General features: G+C 72.1%; 14 protein-coding genes. 8 read left to right on the forward strand and 6 right to left on the reverse strand.

Annotation, left to right across the window (positions count from 1 at the left end):
• Window positions 1-296: 296 nt before the first annotated feature.
• Entirely contained in the window at window positions 297-623 is a 327-nt protein-coding gene (locus tag CM1CMNOD_RS07955; RefSeq protein WP_237703041.1) for a hypothetical protein, read from the forward strand.
• Window positions 624-951: 328 nt separating this feature from the next.
• On the opposite strand, the gene CM1CMNOD_RS07960 is transcribed toward CM1CMNOD_RS07955, so the two are convergent.
• Window positions 952-1485, reverse strand: coding sequence for a PGPGW domain-containing protein (locus CM1CMNOD_RS07960; RefSeq protein WP_013873161.1), 534 nt, complete (start codon window positions 1483-1485; stop codon window positions 952-954).
• 400 nt (window positions 1486-1885) lie between these two features.
• Between CM1CMNOD_RS07960 and CM1CMNOD_RS07965 the strand changes: the two genes are divergently transcribed.
• The 4 genes from CM1CMNOD_RS07965 (at window position 1886) to fabI (ending at window position 6191) form a co-directional block, all read left to right on the forward strand.
• A complete protein-coding gene (locus CM1CMNOD_RS07965) occupies window positions 1886-2368 on the forward strand; it encodes a cation:proton antiporter regulatory subunit (RefSeq protein ID WP_013873162.1) in 483 nt (160 codons plus the stop codon).
• Window positions 2369-2435: 67 nt separating this feature from the next.
• Window positions 2436-3635, forward strand: a complete 1200-nt coding sequence (locus CM1CMNOD_RS07970; RefSeq protein WP_013873163.1) for a cation:proton antiporter — start codon at window positions 2436-2438, stop codon at window positions 3633-3635.
• 312 nt (window positions 3636-3947) lie between these two features.
• Window positions 3948-5192, forward strand: a complete 1245-nt coding sequence (gene nhaA / locus CM1CMNOD_RS07975) for a Na+/H+ antiporter NhaA (protein WP_237703043.1) — start codon at window positions 3948-3950, stop codon at window positions 5190-5192.
• Between the two features lie 225 nt (window positions 5193-5417).
• Window positions 5418-6191: an enoyl-ACP reductase FabI gene (fabI, locus tag CM1CMNOD_RS07980; protein WP_013873165.1), complete on the forward strand. Its 774-nt coding sequence runs from the start codon at window positions 5418-5420 to the stop codon at window positions 6189-6191.
• Between the two features lie 97 nt (window positions 6192-6288).
• Here the strand turns inward: fabI and CM1CMNOD_RS07985 are convergent, their stop codons facing one another.
• The 3 genes from CM1CMNOD_RS07985 to CM1CMNOD_RS07995 all read right to left on the reverse strand — a co-directional run bounded on the left by CM1CMNOD_RS07985 (window position 6289) and on the right by CM1CMNOD_RS07995 (window position 9813).
• The gene (locus tag CM1CMNOD_RS07985) at window positions 6289-7548 is read right to left on the reverse strand and encodes a hypothetical protein (protein WP_043603283.1); all 1260 of its coding nucleotides are present in this window, start codon (window positions 7546-7548) and stop codon (window positions 6289-6291) included.
• A complete protein-coding gene (locus CM1CMNOD_RS07990; protein WP_131789826.1) occupies window positions 7541-9055 on the reverse strand; it encodes a hypothetical protein in 1515 nt (504 codons plus the stop codon). The genes CM1CMNOD_RS07985 and CM1CMNOD_RS07990 overlap by 8 nt, the downstream gene beginning before the upstream one ends.
• A gap of 389 nt (window positions 9056-9444) precedes the next feature.
• Complete coding sequence (locus CM1CMNOD_RS07995; RefSeq protein WP_013873166.1) at window positions 9445-9813, reverse strand: DUF167 domain-containing protein; 369 nt, start codon at window positions 9811-9813, stop codon at window positions 9445-9447.
• 251 nt (window positions 9814-10064) lie between these two features.
• On the opposite strand from CM1CMNOD_RS07995, the gene fabG reads away from it, so the two are divergent.
• The 3 genes from fabG (at window position 10065) to CM1CMNOD_RS08010 (ending at window position 13116) form a co-directional block, all read left to right on the forward strand.
• The gene (fabG, locus tag CM1CMNOD_RS08000; RefSeq protein WP_013873167.1) at window positions 10065-10781 is read left to right on the forward strand and encodes a 3-oxoacyl-ACP reductase FabG; all 717 of its coding nucleotides are present in this window, start codon (window positions 10065-10067) and stop codon (window positions 10779-10781) included.
• Between the two features lie 287 nt (window positions 10782-11068).
• Window positions 11069-12382, forward strand: a complete 1314-nt coding sequence (locus tag CM1CMNOD_RS08005; protein ID WP_131772388.1) for a ferrochelatase — start codon at window positions 11069-11071, stop codon at window positions 12380-12382.
• 209 nt (window positions 12383-12591) lie between these two features.
• Window positions 12592-13116 (forward strand): DUF3090 family protein, encoded by a 525-nt coding sequence (locus CM1CMNOD_RS08010; protein ID WP_013873169.1) that lies wholly within the window; start codon window positions 12592-12594, stop codon window positions 13114-13116.
• A 256-nt stretch (window positions 13117-13372) separates the two neighbouring features.
• Here CM1CMNOD_RS08010 and CM1CMNOD_RS08015 read toward each other — a convergent pair whose 3' ends face one another.
• Together CM1CMNOD_RS08015 and CM1CMNOD_RS08020 are read right to left on the reverse strand one after the other, a co-directional pair.
• A complete protein-coding gene (locus CM1CMNOD_RS08015) occupies window positions 13373-14158 on the reverse strand; it encodes a hypothetical protein (protein ID WP_013873171.1) in 786 nt (261 codons plus the stop codon).
• A gap of 209 nt (window positions 14159-14367) precedes the next feature.
• The coding region (locus CM1CMNOD_RS08020) for an SGNH/GDSL hydrolase family protein (protein ID WP_347403390.1) at window positions 14368-15635 on the reverse strand (1268 nt) is incomplete at its 5' end.

Here is a 15635-nt window from a genome sequence, read left to right on the forward strand (position 1 = left end):
CACTAGGTTGGGGGTAGGCCCAGTCGCGATGGTCGGATTGCGGACACCGATCGCCGTGCGCCGACCAGCGCCGATCGGCGCCATACTGGCCGCAACCGTTGCGACAGGCCGCTACCGCGCCCGAAGGAAGGCCCGTGACCTCGCAGGACGTACCGGACGAAGTGTTGAGCGAGCCAGCGCCGACCAAGCCGACCGCGGCGACACGAGTAGGTGACCGCCGCCCACCGCGGTCGCCCGCGGCGCGGGCCCTGGCCACGACGCGCCGGACTCTGACAGATCGGCATAACCGGCGTTGGGTGGTGCTGGGTGCGCTCGCGCTGGCCGGCCTGATTGCCTTCGGCATCTACGCTACGGTAGTCGGGCCCTCACCGCGCGTCGAGGCGGTGGTCTACTTCACCCCGACCGCGACCGATGCCCAGAAGGACGCCGTCCGGGCCGCATGCCCCACCGCCGGGGAAGCGGTGCAGGAGCCCCCCGACCACAACACGGCTCAGAGCAGCCGGGTCTACCCGTTGCGCTACAACATCACGTTCGCCTCGCCGGCCGACAAGGCCGCTGTCTACCGGTGCGTACACGCCCAGTCGAACGTCATCGGCATCAGCGAGTTCACCCAGGGCCAGTAGGCCACCTCACCTGGCCCGCCGTCAGCCGAAGGCGTAGGTGGTTTCAGCTGTCCTGACAGCGTTTTCCACCTACGCGTCCGCGCGCTGTAGGTGGTTTCCGGCGTGGGGATGACGTTTTCCACCTACGACTGCCGGGTCAGGGCCGCGGGCGACGGCTGTCGCCGGCGGGTTTCTCGGTGCGAGAAGGGCAGGGCGTGGCGCTGGTCCGTCGGGGCGCCGCAACGGGCTGAACACAGCAGGTAGAGCGCAACCAGTTGAGGGCAGACGGGCCGAAGACAAACGGGCCGAGGATGACGCCCGGTTCGAGGATTTGCCGGTCCGGTGGCGGCTATTCGTCGGTGGAGGAGGTCGGGGGCGCGCCAGGAGGAGCGGAGGTGGATGAGGAGGTGGCGGAGACGCGCCTGTGGTGTTCCTCCTCCTTGAGATCGAGCAGTTCGGCCGGGGTCGGCTCGCCGGCGTCACGGGCCTGTTTGGCCTGCCACAGGCTGAACAGAATGGTGGAAAGAATCACCAGACCGCCGAAGACCACACTGCCGCCCGTCCACGGTGAGGAGAACGGCAGCGTCTCCACGACGATCCAGAGGATGCCTACCGCGATCATCCCGAGCCCGAACAAGATCGTGAACGCCGATGACCACACGCTCGCGGCCGCCTGGTCGGCGAGGTCGGCGGCCCTGCGCCGGGCCTGCTCGAACTGCCGGCGGGCCCACTCGTACTCCAGGCTCAGGACGAAGAACCCCAGCGCGATGACGAGGAAGCCCGGCCCGGGCAGGGCGAGCAGGGCCACGCCCAACCCCAGCACGGCCACGCCGACCGCGCTCACCACGATCCGGCGGATGATGCGAGCACTCCTGTTCAGCACCGCGGCCCCGCCTTCCGGTAAATCCTCGTGAACCCTCGTGAGCCGCTGCCCGGCCCACACGTCCGGCCGTGGATGCGCTGGACGCTCTCGTCACGGTATCCGGGGAATGCTTCTGCCGGCCGCCAACTGGCTGACCGTCCGTCCGGCGAGCCCTCCGGGCCGGCCGGACGGCTCGGGGCTTGTCAGCCCGGGCTACCGGGCCGTTGGATATGTTTAGATAACGAGAGGGTCGATGCGTCAGAAGCGGACCCGCAGTTCTGGTCAGCGGTCTGATCGCTGAGCGGTTCCGGGCATCAAGTGGTTCCGGGCATCGGGCAGTTCGGATCACCGAGTTCTGATCATTGGGATTTCGATCTTTTGTGGGTTCGGCGTCCACGTCGGGTTCACCGGAGGGGTCGCAGTGGACGTGGAGGAGACCATGCTCCCGGGCATCGGGTTGCGCCACGATTTCCGCACCCGCAGTGGACGGCGGGTCGGTGTGGTGTCACATCATGGCGGTCGGCGTGAGCTGGTGATCTACGACACCGACGACATGGACACCTGTAGTGAGTCAATCCCGCTGACCGCGGAGGAGAGCGACGCCTTGGCAGAACTGCTGGGTGCCCCGCACATCGTCGAGCGGCTGAACAACCTCGGCAAGGCCTTCGCGGGTATCGTCGGGGAGCAGATCAAAATTACTCCCGGTTCCCCCTACGACGGGCAGCCGCTGGGGGAGACCCATGCGCGGACGAGGACCGGAGCGTCAATTGTCGCTGTCGTTCGAGACCAGCAGGTGATCGCTTCCCCGCGCCCGGACTTCGGTTTCGTTGCCGGTGACGTCGTCGTGGTGGTTGGTACGCCGGAGAACACGGCTGCCGTTGCCGAACTGTTCCGCGTCGGTTGATAGCGATCTTGGCCGCTGGCGCGGCGCTACCAAGGAGCACTGACACGGCACTGGCGGAGAGCCGCCCGTGGACATAGCCGCGACCTTCCTCGAGCTGGGCGCGGTCCTGTTCACCCTCGGGCTGCTCGGCCACTGTGCCACCATCGTGGGTATCTCCCCGATCCCGTTCTACCTGCTGGGGGGGCTCGCCTTCGGGCACGGAGGGCTGTTCCCGCTGGGCGCCAGCGAGGAGTTCATCGAGGTCGGCGCCGAGATCGGGGTCGTCCTGCTGCTGCTGACGCTCGGCCTGGAGTACACGGCGCAGGAGCTGATCGACGGCCTGCGCCGGCAGGCGCCCACGGGTGCGCTCGACCTGACGCTCAACGCCCTGCCCGGCGTGGCCGCCGCGTTCCTGCTCGGCTGGGGCCCACTGGCCGCGGTCGTCCTGGGCGGGGTCACCGCGATCTCGTCCTCCGGGATCATCGCCAAGGTCCTCACCGATCTGGGGCGGATCGGTAACCGTGAGACACCCGTGGTGCTGTCCGTGCTGGTCCTCGAGGACCTCGCCATGGCGGTGTACCTGCCCATCCTCACCGCGCTGCTGGCCCACCAGACACTCGCCCAGGGGTCGGTCACGCTGCTGGTTGCGCTGGCCGCGCTGGTCTGCGTCCTGGTCCTGGCGTTGCGGTACGGCCGGCAGGTCAGCCGGCTGGTCCACAACCCGAACGCGGATCCCAACAGCGAGATCCTGCTGTTGCGGCTGATGGGGCTGGCTCTGCTCGTGGCCGGCGCCGCCCAGCAGGTCCGGGTGTCCGCCGCGGTCGGGGCGTTCCTGGTCGGCATCGCCGTGTCGGGACCGGTGGCCGAGGGCGCGCGGGAGGTGCTCACGCCGCTGCGGGATCTCTTCGCCGCGGTGTTCTTCGTCTTCTTCGGTCTGCAGACGGAGCCCAGCGAGATCCCCCCGGTGTTCCTTCCCGCTCTGCTGCTGGCGCTCGCCGGGGTGGCGACGAAGGTGTTCACCGGCTGGTGGGCGGCGCGCAAGGCCGGGATCGGCACGATGGGCCGCTACCGGGCCGGGGCCGCACTGGTCGCGCGGGGCGAGTTCTCGATCGTCATCGCGGGTCTGGCGGTCGTGGCCGACGTGGAGCCGAAGCTTGGCGCGTTCGCCGCCTGCTATGTGCTGATCATGGCGATTGTCGGCCCGCTGGCCGCTCGGGTCGTCGAACCGATCGTCCGCAAGATAACCAGGCGCTCACGCAGGAAAACCGTGACGAGCCTGTCAGCATGACGATCCTGCCGGGCGGCTGAACCAGCCAGGACGGCGCCGCCCGGCCGGCGCGCCGCACCCGGCCGGTGTCGCGCGTTGGCCGTACCGCCCCGACGGCCGCCGGGGCCGGGGAAGCTCCTCCGGCAGATCCACCATCGGGCAGAAACGTCATGACCAGGAAATCCGTGGCCCGCTGTGCCAGGATGGCGGCACTGGCCAACAGCGCCCAACGCGTCAACGCATCAACACGTCACCGCTCGAACCGCTCAACAGGTGTGCCGGGAAGTCTGGTCGGCGTCCAACGTCGGCTTCCCCTGGAAGGACCTCCCGCTGGTGCGCACCCGATCGGTGGTTGACGGGCAGTCCGCGGTCACTGGACGTGTCAGCCAGACGCTGGCCGCCCGTGGCGCGTTCGCGGAGTTCCTGCGCCGGGAGACCACCGGCGGGTTCCTGCTGCTGGCCGCCACCGCGCTCGCCCTGCTGTGGGCCAACCTCGCCGGCGGCAGCTACCACGACGTGTGGCGGGCAGATCTGGGCTTCGGCCCGTCCTGGCTGCACCTGACGCACCTGACCGCCGGGGCCTGGGTGGCGGACGGGCTGCTCGCGGTGTTCTTCTTCGTCGCCGGTCTTGAGCTCAAACGCGAGCTGGTCGTCGGGGAGCTGGCGGACCGCCGGGCCGCCGTGCTGCCGGTCGCCGCCGCCGCCGGTGGCATGATCGTTCCCGCGTTGGTGTTCCTCGCGGTCAGCTGGGGTGCCCCCGGGGCGGTGGACGGCTGGGCGATCCCCATCGCCACCGACATCGCCTTCGCGCTCGGCGTGCTGTCCCTGGCGGGGGCGAACGTGCCCGCCTCGCTGCGGGTGCTGCTGCTCAGCCTCGCCGTCGTCGACGACCTCGGTGCCATCGCCCTGATCGCCGTCCTGTTCACCAGGGGACTGGTTCCGGTATGGCTCGTGGCGGCCGTCGTGCTTCTGGTTGGGTACGCCTTCGCGCAGCGGCGGCGCTGGAGGTCCCCGGCGCTGTACGTGCCGCTGGCACTGGCGCTGTGGATGTGCGTGCACGCATCCGGGGTGCACGCGACCGTTGCCGGCATCGGGCTCGCCCTGCTCACCCGGGTGCGTCCCGATCCGGGCGAGCAGGCCGCGCCGGCGCTGCGGCTGGAGCACCGGCTGCACCCGTTCTCGGCCGGTCTCGTGGTTCCGCTGTTCGCGCTCGCCGCGACCGGGGTGCCGGTGACGGCATCGGCTCTCGGCGCCGTCGCCGAGGATCCGGTCTCCCAGGGCGTGATCGCCGGCCTCGTCGTCGGCAAGACCGCCGGCATCGTCGGCGGGGCGTGGCTGGCGGTGCGGGCCGGGGTGGCGCGTCTGCCGGCCGACCTCGGCTGGCGCGCGGTGATGCCGATCGGGGTGTTGGGCGGCATCGGTTTCACGGTGAGCCTGCTGATGTCCCGGCTGGCTCTGGACGACGCCGATGCCCAGCAGCGCGCGGCCACCGCCGTGCTTGTCGCGTCGACGCTCGCCAGCGTGCTTGCGATGATCGCCCTGCGGTTGTCCGGGGCGGGCCGGGCGCGGGCGGAATGACCGTGGCACGGCCGTGGTGGCCTGGACGATGCGGCCGTGCTGGCTTGCCTGGGCTGGCGTGTTCGGGCTGGCGTGTTCGGGCTGGTGCTCCGGTGAACGCTTTTCCCGGTGTGTCAGGTGTGCCGGCTGGCGTGCTTTTGTCGGTGCGCCGGCACCCCGAGGGGGGTTGCTTTGTCGGTGTGCCGCCTCGCCAGCCCCAGCCGATGTTTGGCAGGATGCGGGCCTGTGAGTGGACTCCTCGCAGGTAAGCGCATCCTTGTCACCGGCGTTCTGACGGACGCGTCCATTGCTTTCGGCGTTGCCCGTATCGCGCAGGAACAGGGAGCGACCGTGGTGCTCAGCGGTTTCGGCCGGGGCCTGTCACTGACCAGGCGGATCGCCCGGCGGCTGCCCACCGAGGCCGCCGTGATCGAACTGGACGTGACCGACGAAACACATCTGGGCACGTTGTCCGACCGGGTTCTCGAGCACACCGACGGCCTGGACGGCGTCCTGCACGCGATCGGTTTCGCGCCCGAATCGGTGCTCGGCGGAAAGCCCTTCGTGGACGCCCCCTGGCCGGAGGTGGCGACCGCGATGCAGATCTCGACCTGGTCGCTGGCCTCGCTGTGCAGGGCGACACTGCCGCTGTTCGGCGAACGCGCCTCGGTCGTGGGGCTCGACTTCGACGCGAGCGTGGCCTGGCCCTCCTACGACTGGATGGGGGTGGCCAAGGCCGGCCTGGAGTCGGCCACCCGGTATCTCGCCCGTGATCTCGGGCCGCGCGGGGTGCGGGTCAACCTTGTCGCCGCGGGGCCGCTGCGCACCATGGCGGCCAAGAGCATCCCTGGTTTCGAGCGGTTCGAGGGCGTCTGGGACGAGCGCGCGCCGCTCGGCTGGAACATCCAGGACACCGAGCCGACGGCCCGGGCCTGCGTGGCGCTGCTGTCGGACTGGTTCCCCGCCACCACCGGAGAGATCATTCACGTGGACGGCGGCGTGCACGCGATCGGGACCTGACACGCCGCCGTCAGGACCTCACGGGCCTTTCGACGCGGACGAGCGGGCGCCTGGCGCCCGCTCCTTTCGTCACCTTGAGTAGCCCTGCGGAGCAGCCTTACGCCGGGTAGCTTTCGATCTCTTCCAGCAGGTCGAGGGCCGCACCGACGATCGTTGCCACGTCGACCGGCACCACCATGCCCGCGCCGAGGGTGGAGACGGGATCGCCGTGGACACCGGCGAGGAACCCCAGGGCGCGTGGGTCCCCGTCGGTCACGGTGACCAGCGGGCCGCGCCGGTCGACGGGGAAGAGCTCGTCGAGGATCGACGTGTCGCCCGGCAGCAGGCCACGGCGTGCCTGCAGAGCGCGCCAGACCAGGTCGGGGGAGGTCAGGCAGACGACGGCGACACCGCGGCCCAGCCCCGCGCCGAGCTCGTCGGCGGCGGCGAGAACGTCGGCCACGACGCAGCCGGCCCCGACCAGGGTCACCGCCGGCCCGAGCCCACCGCCGGATCCGCTGCCGGGCCCGGCGCCGGCTCCACCGGTGGCGTTGGCGCTGGTCACGCCGTCACGCAGCCGGTAGCCGCCCGCGAGCACCCCGGCGCGTCGCAGGGCCCGCCCCTCGGCGTCGGCGGGTATCCCGGCCAGCGACTGTTCGATCGGGCGTGTCGAGACCCGCAGCAGCGCCGATCGGCCGCCCGGCCGGCCGAGCTGGTCGATCGCGTCCAGCGCACACCAGGCGAGGTCCTGGGCGAAGGCAGGTTCCCAGCAGACCGTGCCGGGCGCCGCCCTGGCGGGGCCGGCGATGGTGCTGGTGGATTCGGAAAGGCGGATGGTCCTGGCGAGCCCGGCGGTACCGCCGCCGACCGGGCTCGGGCGGTCGGCGGCTCCGATAGCTCCGGTGGATCCGGTAAGGCTGGCGCCGCCGGTGAGGCTGGCGCCGCCGGCGGGGCTCATGACGGTGGCGGGGTTGACGGTAGTGGGGTTGACGGTGGCGGTGGGCCTTCCCGGGTCGGTGACGACGACGAGAACGGACTGCGCGTCGCCGTCCAGGCCTGCGCACCAGTGCGGCAGGACCCGGCCGGCGCTGGTGCCGCTGGTCACGCCGATCGGGCGCAGGGGGTGGCCGAGCCGGTGCCAGGTCCGGCCCAGCCCGTCGAGCAGCCCTGCCAGCACGCCCGGCGGCACCGGTTCGGCCAGCTGCCCGCCGGCCTGCCCGTGCGCCGGCCCGGACGTCTGCCCAGGCGTGGGAGCCTGGGAGACCGACCATGTGCCGACGGCGTCCCGCCACCCGGCCAACGCCGTGGTGGCGTCCGTGGTGGTGGCGGTGACGATGCCGGCGGCGGCCCGCGGACGGCCGTCGGCGAGGTCACGCATGACGCTGCCGAAGGCGGCCAGCGTGCTGACCCGGCCGAGATAGGAGCGGCCCAGGTCGGGCGGGATTCGCGCAGGCTCCGTCCGCGCGGCCGGCTTCGGCGCCAGACGGCGCCAGACGGCGTCGGACGGTGCGCGCGAGGCGCGCGCCGGTGCTGCCCGCGGGCAGCCCGGCCCATTCGTCGACACGGCCGGCGCCGCCCGTCCCCGCCGTCCCCGCCGCTGTCCCATCGGGGCCCGTGGTTCTTCCGCGTGTCCCGTCGGTCCCGTCCGCCTCTTCTGGCCGGGCTGATCCGTCCGACCTGCCCGGTTCTCCCACCCGGTCCGCGGCGGCCTCGTCGACGTGCACGAACAGGACGGTGGGCCGGTGCGGGTCGACCTCGTCGAAGGCGTCCACGAGCAGGGGCAGGTCGTTGCCGCCGACATCACGCAGAGCAGCAGCGATCTCGTCGTCGAACAGTTCGTCGAGTAGCCGGGTGATGCCGGCCCCGGACGCCCCGGGCCCGGCGAGGCGCCGGCGCAGCTCCGCTCCGGGCGAGCGCAACAGCTCCTGGAACTCGGCACAGCCCATCCCGTCGAGCCGCCGGCGCAGCGCCTGCCCGCCCGGCCTGCCGAACAGGGCGGACAGCGTCCGCCCGTGGCCGACGGTGAGCACCTGCCAGTCGGCGGCGGCGAAGAGGCGTGCCTGGTCGGTGACACCCGCCTCGGCTGCGATCGTCGCACCCGGATGAGCGCGGACCGTGACGATCCACAGCAGCTCGCCCAGGCGGCGGACCCGCGGATCGGTGACGGGTTCCCACACGGTGCCGTCGAACAGTTCGGTGTGGTCAAGCAGGCAGATCTGCCGTCCGGGCGTCCCCGCGGCGGCCGGCGCGGCGACGTCGGGATGCTTACCGGTACCAGTCGAGGTGGCGGCGCCAGCATGCCCGATGATCTCGGCCGGTGCGGGATGGCCGGTGGCATACCGCGTGGCAAGGGCGTCCCACGCCGTCACCACCGGTCCGGAGCGTGGGGCCACGATCACGCCAACCAGGCCTGGCGGCAACGGCAGGTGCCCGGCCTCTACCGAGGCTTCGGGAGCGGGCCGCGACTGCGGTCCGGACGGGCTGTCCGGGCCGGGGTCGTGGCGAGCGAGCAGCCGATGGACGGCCTCCAGCAGCGGGAACGCGGTCGGGGGCACCCGGAGCTGGTCACCCGCACGCAGCGCGTCGAACCACAGAACGGTGATCAGACTTGCCAGGGAACGCGTGGTTGCACGCAGAGTGCCAACGGTATCGCCGCTGGTGACGGCCGGCCCGCGGTGCGGCGTCGCGTCCTCGATGTCGTCGATCAGCGCGGTGGCCAGGCCGCGCAGCCGTCGCTCGATCTCGATGAGGGCCGGCAGGTCGAGGGGTTCGACAGCGGCGGAGACGGAAGCGGAGGCGGTGGGCGAGGCGTTGTCGGCGAGCGCGGGCGTGACCGGTGAGCCCGCCGCGGAGCCGGCCACGGAGCCGGTCACGGGGCCGGTCACGGACGCCTGCGGTGTCCGGAGCCGTCCGTGCACGGTGTCATGAGTTTCACCCGGCGCAAGCAACCTGGCCTCCGTCGACACGAACTGTCCAATATCCGGACGATGAGCCCTTGTCAAAGGTTGTGCTCCAGCGGTTCCGCCTCGTCATCCACCTGGCCAAAGGCCGCGCGATCATGTTTGTGCGCGGCCGGCGGCCTGCGGGTCGGGTGTGGGGCCAAAGGCCGCGCGATCATGTTTGTGCGCGGCTTTCTGCCGGGCCGAGTTCGGGGAACCCGGTCCAGCGGGGGCGGACGAGCCGGACCCTTGGGCGGCGGTGGGCCCGGATCCGCCAACTGCCGGGCGAGCTTCCACCATGTACCCGATTGCTTCGACTTTTCTTTGATTTTTCTTCATTTCCCTGGTGTGGCGGTGAGTTCGGCCAGGCGGCTGCGCAGCGCGGATTCGGGTAGCCCGCTGATTTCAACGATCTTCGTCCGGCTGGTGGCGCCCCTGACCAGCACGACCTCGCGACGGCGCACGCCGAAGGCCGTTGCCAGCGCGCGCAACGCCGATTCGGTCGCCTGCCCGTCCACCGCCGGCGCGGTCACCCGGACGACGAGGGGCGTGGCGGCATCCGGCGGGCTGCCGTTGGTGGGGTCGTCCGCCGCGGTGGGGTTCTCTGCCGGGGACTCGCCTGGGGCGCCAGCTCCGGAGGCAGGGGAGCTGCCGCCGACCGAGGTCCGGGCCGAGCGGGGGGAGACTCTGATCGTCAGGCGCACCGTTGCATCGTCCCGCGAAGCGTCCGGACGGGCGATCAGACCCGGGTGGTCCGACCCCGTCCAGCCCAGATGATCTTCGGTGGCCCACTGGGGGGCGACCGAAGGAACGGGTGGCCCGGAGTTGTCCGGCCAGGTGGTCCAGAGGTGATCGCGGGCTGGGCGCCGCGGGCGCTTTGGATGCGCTGGGAATTCGGCGTGTCACTTTCAGTGATAAGCATGGAGCGTGCGATACGGCAGCTAGCATCGACCCCATGGTGGACGGTGAAGGACGGGTAGCGCTTGTTACCGGCGGTAATCGAGGGATTGGCGCCGCGGTCGCGGCCGCGCTGGCCGCGGGCGGTGACCGGGTAGCGGTCGCCAGCCGTGGCGGCGATGCGCCGGACGGGATGTACGGCGTCCGCCTGGACGTCACCAGCGCGGAAGGCGTCGACAAGGCGTTCACCGAGGTGGAGGCGGAGCTCGGGCCGGTCGAGGTGCTGGTGTCCAACGCCGGGATCGCCCGGGACACGCTTCTTCTCACCATGGCTGAGGACGCGTTCCAGGAGGTCCTCGACACCAACCTGCTGGGCGCGTACCGGGTGGCCAAGCGCGCGGCGCGGCCCATGCTGCGCCTGCGGCGCGGGCGGCTGATCTTCATTTCGTCGGTCTCGGCGTTGATCGGTTCCCCGGGGCAGTCGAACTATGCCGCGTCCAAGGCCGGTCTGATCGGCTTCTCCCGTTCCCTCGCCCGGGAGCTCGCCCCCCGGGGCATCACCGCCAACGTGGTGGCTCCCGGCCCGATCCGCACGGACATGATCGACGCGCTCACCGACGCCCAGCAGAACAACCTGCTCAACCAGGTGCCGATCGGGCGGATAGGCGAGCCAGCGGACGTAGCTGCCCTGGTGGCCTTCCTGGCCTCCCCCCAGGCCTCCTACATCACCGGCGCCGTGATCCCCGTCGACGGCGGCCTGAGCATGGGGCTCTAGACCACCGCGAACCATCGCGAACGACCGCCGGACCGCCGCACAGGCGCGCGAACGGAGCGCCGACGTGACCTCCGAGTTCGTTCACCGCGTTCCCGACGTCACGCCTTCCGCTCGCGGCCTCGGCTCGCCCGCCAGGCCGGCGAGCCGAGGCGTATGAGGCTTCGGGTGTGTTGCGTTCTGGGTTCGTGCCCGGGGCGGGGTGCGTCGTGTCCCGGTCGCGGGGGACGATGACGGACGTGTCGAGTGACAGCCGGACCACGATCATTCCCATGATCATGCCCAGGACCATGACCGCGGCCGGCCGGACAGAACCGGTGGGCGTCGACGCGTTGCTGCTGGTCTCCTTTGGCGGCCCGGAGGCGCCGTCCGACGTCATGCCGTTCCTGCGCAACGTCACCCACGGGCGGGGCGTGCCGGACGAGCGGCTGGCCCAGGTCGCCGAACAGTACCGCCGTCTCGGCGGCCGCAGCCCGATCAACGACCAGAACCGGGCGCTGCTGGCCGCGCTGCGGGCCGAACTCGCGCCGCTGCCGGTCTACTGGGGCAACCGCAACTGGTCACCGTTCCTCGTCGACGCGCTCAGGGCGATGCGGCGGGACGGCGTTGGCCGGGCAGCCTGCTTCGTGACGTCCGCTTTCGCCTCCTACTCCGGCTGCCGCCAGTATCGCGAGGACCTTGCACGGGCGCGGGCCCAGCTCGGCCCGGGCGCGCCGGAACTGATCAAACTGAGGCAGTACTTCGACCATCCCGGTTTCGTCCTGCCCATGGTCGACCATGTCGTCGACGAACTGGCCACGATCCCCGCCGCGTCGCTGGCGCGGACCAGGCTGGTCTTCGTCGCCCATTCGATCCCGCTCACGCAGTCGGCGGACAGCGGCCCGGACGGGGACGCCTACCCCCGGCAGTTGGCCGCCGCCGCCGCGGTGATCGTTGAGCGGGTGGCGCTGCGCACCGGCCGCCGTCACCCGCACGACCTGGTCTACGCCAGCCGCAGCGGCCCGCCGAGCGTGCCGTGGCTGGCGCCGGACGTCGGCGATCATCTGGCGGCGCTCGGCTCCGCCGGGCGGACCCAGGCGGTCGTGGTGGTGCCGATCGGTTTCGTCAGCGACCACATGGAGGTCATCCACGATCTTGACGTGATGGCGGCGGAGCGGGCCCGGGCGGTCGGGCTGAGCTTCCGTCGGGCGTCCACGGTGGGTGCTGACCCCCGGTTCGTCACCATGGTCCGGGAGCTTCTCGACGAGCGCAGGTACGGGCACCGCCCCCGGGCGGCGCTGAGCCCGCTGGGCCCAGGCCACGACGTGTGCCCGCTGTGGTGCTGCGCCCCGCGAGGGCCGGGCCGCCGGCTGCCGGCCGCCGCCGGCGTCCCCGCGGACGAGCGGCCCGGCCAGGACACCGCCGGCCATCGGCCCGATGCCCCTGACAGCGATGTCCCTGACAGCGATGCCCCTGATGGGACTGCCCCTGGCGGGGATGCTCCTGGCAGCGGGCCCGCGCCGCTGGAGACATCCGATGGTGCCCACCGCGACATCTGTGACGTCCACGACGTGGGCGGTGGCGCTACGGTTCACAATGATGTCCATAAGGTTGGACGTCCATGATGTCGTCGGGGACGAATCTCCGGGGATAAAACGTTCACGACGTAGCAGGTTCACGACGTAGCAAGGTTCATACAGCAGCTTCATGACGGGGAAGACGGCCAGGCCCCGTGGGTGACGCCGGCATGCCGGGCGTCGACCGGGGAAACCGGTGGGTGGCCGCAGCCGCGGCCCGGCCACCCACCGGTACAAGGACCGCCAGGAGGGACGAGGTGTATCAGCGGCAACGGCACGTGTTCGACTCACCAGACCGTTTCGTGGTCGGAACCGTCGGCCAGCCCGGTGAACGTGACTTCTACCTACAGGCCAGCTCGCGTGGGCAGGTCGTGACCGTCGGCCTGGAGAAAGCCGAGGTCAGCGCTCTTACCGAAGGACTCACGACGCTACTCGGCCAGGTCCGCCGGACGGCCGGAGGTGAGCTGCCGGAGTCCCACGACGTCGACGTCGATCTCGCGCCGTTGGAGGCGCCGTTCGAGGAGGACTTCCATCTTGGCAGGCTCACGGTGTCCTGGGACGGCAAACGGGTGCTTGTCGAGGCCGCCGGGCTCGCGGGGGGCGGGGTGCGCAGTCCCGACGCGGACGCCGAGCTCGACACGCTCGAGGTCTCGCTGTCGCTGGACCAGACGAAGGCGTTCGTCCAGCGCGCCCGCAGCATCGTCGCGGCCGGCCGTCCCTCGTGTGTGCTCTGCGGCCGCCCGGACGGGCCGTCCGGGCACTTCTGCCCGCGCCTGAACTGATCCCCGGCCCCGGCTCTGTCCATAGACGGGGGCTCCGCGCGCTGGGCCCCCGCCTACGGTAGCGCGCGGGCGGACGGGTGAACGCTCCCGGGCGGGGAGTGCTCGCCGGGCCATGCCCCCTGATCGACACCCCGATCGGCATCCGTGCCGGGACGGCGTGCCGCCGGGCGGGGAGAAGCGTTCGTTCGGTCCGCCTCCGCTTCCTGCCCGAACGGCTCCCTGCCCGAACGGTGTCCTACGGGGTGGGGGAGAAACGCTACCGGGCGAGGGACTGGGAGGGGTCGAAGGCGTCGTAGGCCGATTCGCAGGCCCGGCGGACCGCCGCGGACAGCCCGCGCAGCGTGGTCGAACGGCGTTCGATCTCCTCGGCGGTGACCGCCGCCCCGTCGTCACGGGCGGCCAGGTCGATCAGACCGGCGATCCGGCCCGCCCGGGCCAGCAGCGCGTGCGCGGGCGGTGGATAGCCCGGGGGGAGCAGGAGCGTCGGCTCGTCCTCGTGGCGTTCGCGCAGCGCGGCGAGCGTGTCCGGGTCGACCTTGGCCCGGTCGAGATGCAGCAGCGCGGCCGTTGCCGTCCGGATGGCGTCGTTGAGCTCGTGCTCGGCTGCGCGCAGCGGGGACGGCGGGGGCGGGAGACGACGGCCCGTCGCCGAACGCCAGTGCACCGACTCCAGGCCGCCCTCGACGACCGGCCCGTGCGCGATCACGGACGGTATCAGCACCAGCGGCGGCACCGGGCCCAGTACGACCACCGCCTCACCGGCGGCCAGGGCCTCCTGGTTGACCTCCGCCGGTCCGGGCAGACCGCTGACGTCACCGGGCACGGGCAGGACGAGCCGCAGCCGGCGCGCGCCGCTGGTCCGCAGCTGGCCGAGACCGAGCGCGAGCCCTTCGCCGTCGATGGTGTGGGGGGCGCCGGGCCCACCAGAACCCACGAGGATTCGGGTGATCGCCTCATCGGTGCTGACGAGCCCGGCAAGCCACGCGTTACCCCATCCGGTGAGTGCCCCTGAGCGAGGTGAGGCAGCTTGGCCGCAAATCACGATGCCTACGGTAAGGAATGGTTGCCATGTCCTGCGACGGTCCTCATCGGAGATTGCCGGGGGTCACACCCAGTCGACGGTTGGCAACCGGTCGACCGTCGCGGGCGGGCTCGTCGCCGCGTCGGCGGGTGCCGTGGCCGGGCCGATGGGCACCGGCGAGGCGGCCGCGCGCGTCCGGGCCGGCTTCGGCCATCGGGCATGGCGCCGCGTCAGGCGACGCGCCCGTGATGACCATCGGTGACTCTGATAATGCTTATAGTGCCGGTGCTGCCGGTGCTGCCGGTGCTGCCGGTGCTGCCGGTGCTGCCGGTGCTGCCGGTGCTGCCGGTGCTGCCGGTGCTGCCGGTGCTGCCGCGTCTGGCTCGGTGGTCCGTCGCGGTGCGCCGGGCCAGACGGCGCAACGGCGCGGCCGGGCGGGCGAGCAGCCACGGCACGCCCACCGACGCCATCCAGCGGGCGTGAGCAAGCCGGCCGGGTGTGGTGGGCGGCCCCACCACCGGCAGGACCGGCAGCGGCACGCCGGCGTCCCGCAGCGCCTCGGCGAAGGCGCGGGCCATCAGCTGATGGCCCCGCGGCCCCGGATGCACTCGGTCGACGTCGAAGGTCGACAGCCGGTAGGCCTCGGGATGGCGGGCCAGATCGACGACCAGGACCCCCGGGTCGCCCGCGACGGCGGCGTCCACCGCCGCGTTGAGCTGCCCGATCCGGATGGTGAGCAGACGGCGCGCGGGCGCGGGCAGGCGGAGCAGGCGCCCGGGGTCGTGCAGCCGGGCCATCAGCACCAGGACGCCGGCCGCGCGCAGGTCCCGGACGCTCCACACCAGGTTGCGCCGCAGGCGTAACGGGTCGAACCCCGGGGAGAGCAGGTCGTTCATGCCGGCGATGAGGCTTGCGATCTGTGGGCGCAGCGCGAGGGCCACCGGCAGTTGGGTTTCGCGGACGTCCCGGCTGGTCGCCCCGGTGGTCGCGAGGTTGGCGAACCGGACCTGCCCGGCCGGGGCCAGGCAGGCGGCGAGCGTGGCAGCCCAGCCGCGTCCGGCCAGCGCCCGCGCCGCGTGGGCCCGCCGGTAGCGGCCCATGCTCACACCGTCGCCCAGCCCGGCCGTGATGCTGTCGCCGAGCGCGACGAAGCAGGTCGCCGTGCCGGAACAGGAGGTCGTGGCCGGACATGCGGTCGTGGTGTCGTGGCGGGCTGCCGTGACGCGCGTCGCGATGCCCGTGACACGCCCGGGTGGACGGCCGCGGTGATCGTGTTCTGTGACGGCGCGCGTCGCGATGCCCGTGGCGCCGACCGCCGTGCCGACCGCCGTGCCGTTCGCCGTGCTGGCGATCGCGCCGGTGCCTGCGTCGGTGATCGCGCCGGCCGTCGTGTCGTTCATCGTGGTGTCCGCGGCGCGGTCAGGCGGCGCGGCCGGCGCCGCGGACACGTCCGTCCGCGGGCCGCGGCCGCGCGGGGTGCCGGCCGTCGGCCGGGCCC

This window comes from Protofrankia symbiont of Coriaria myrtifolia, assembly GCF_900634755.1.
Classification (GTDB): domain Bacteria; phylum Actinomycetota; class Actinomycetes; order Frankiales; family Frankiaceae; genus Protofrankia; species Protofrankia coriariae.

Coding starts and splice junctions, on each gene's coding strand:
- CM1CMNOD_RS07985 (WP_043603283.1), bottom strand. CDS start 7,548: ATGCGTGACCTCGCCGACGGCCGTCCGCGGGCCGCCGCCGGCATCGTC.
- fabG (WP_013873167.1), top strand. CDS start 10,065: ATGGTGGACGGTGAAGGACGGGTAGCGCTTGTTACCGGCGGTAATCGA.
- CM1CMNOD_RS08005 (WP_131772388.1), top strand. CDS start 11,069: ATGACCGCGGCCGGCCGGACAGAACCGGTGGGCGTCGACGCGTTGCTG.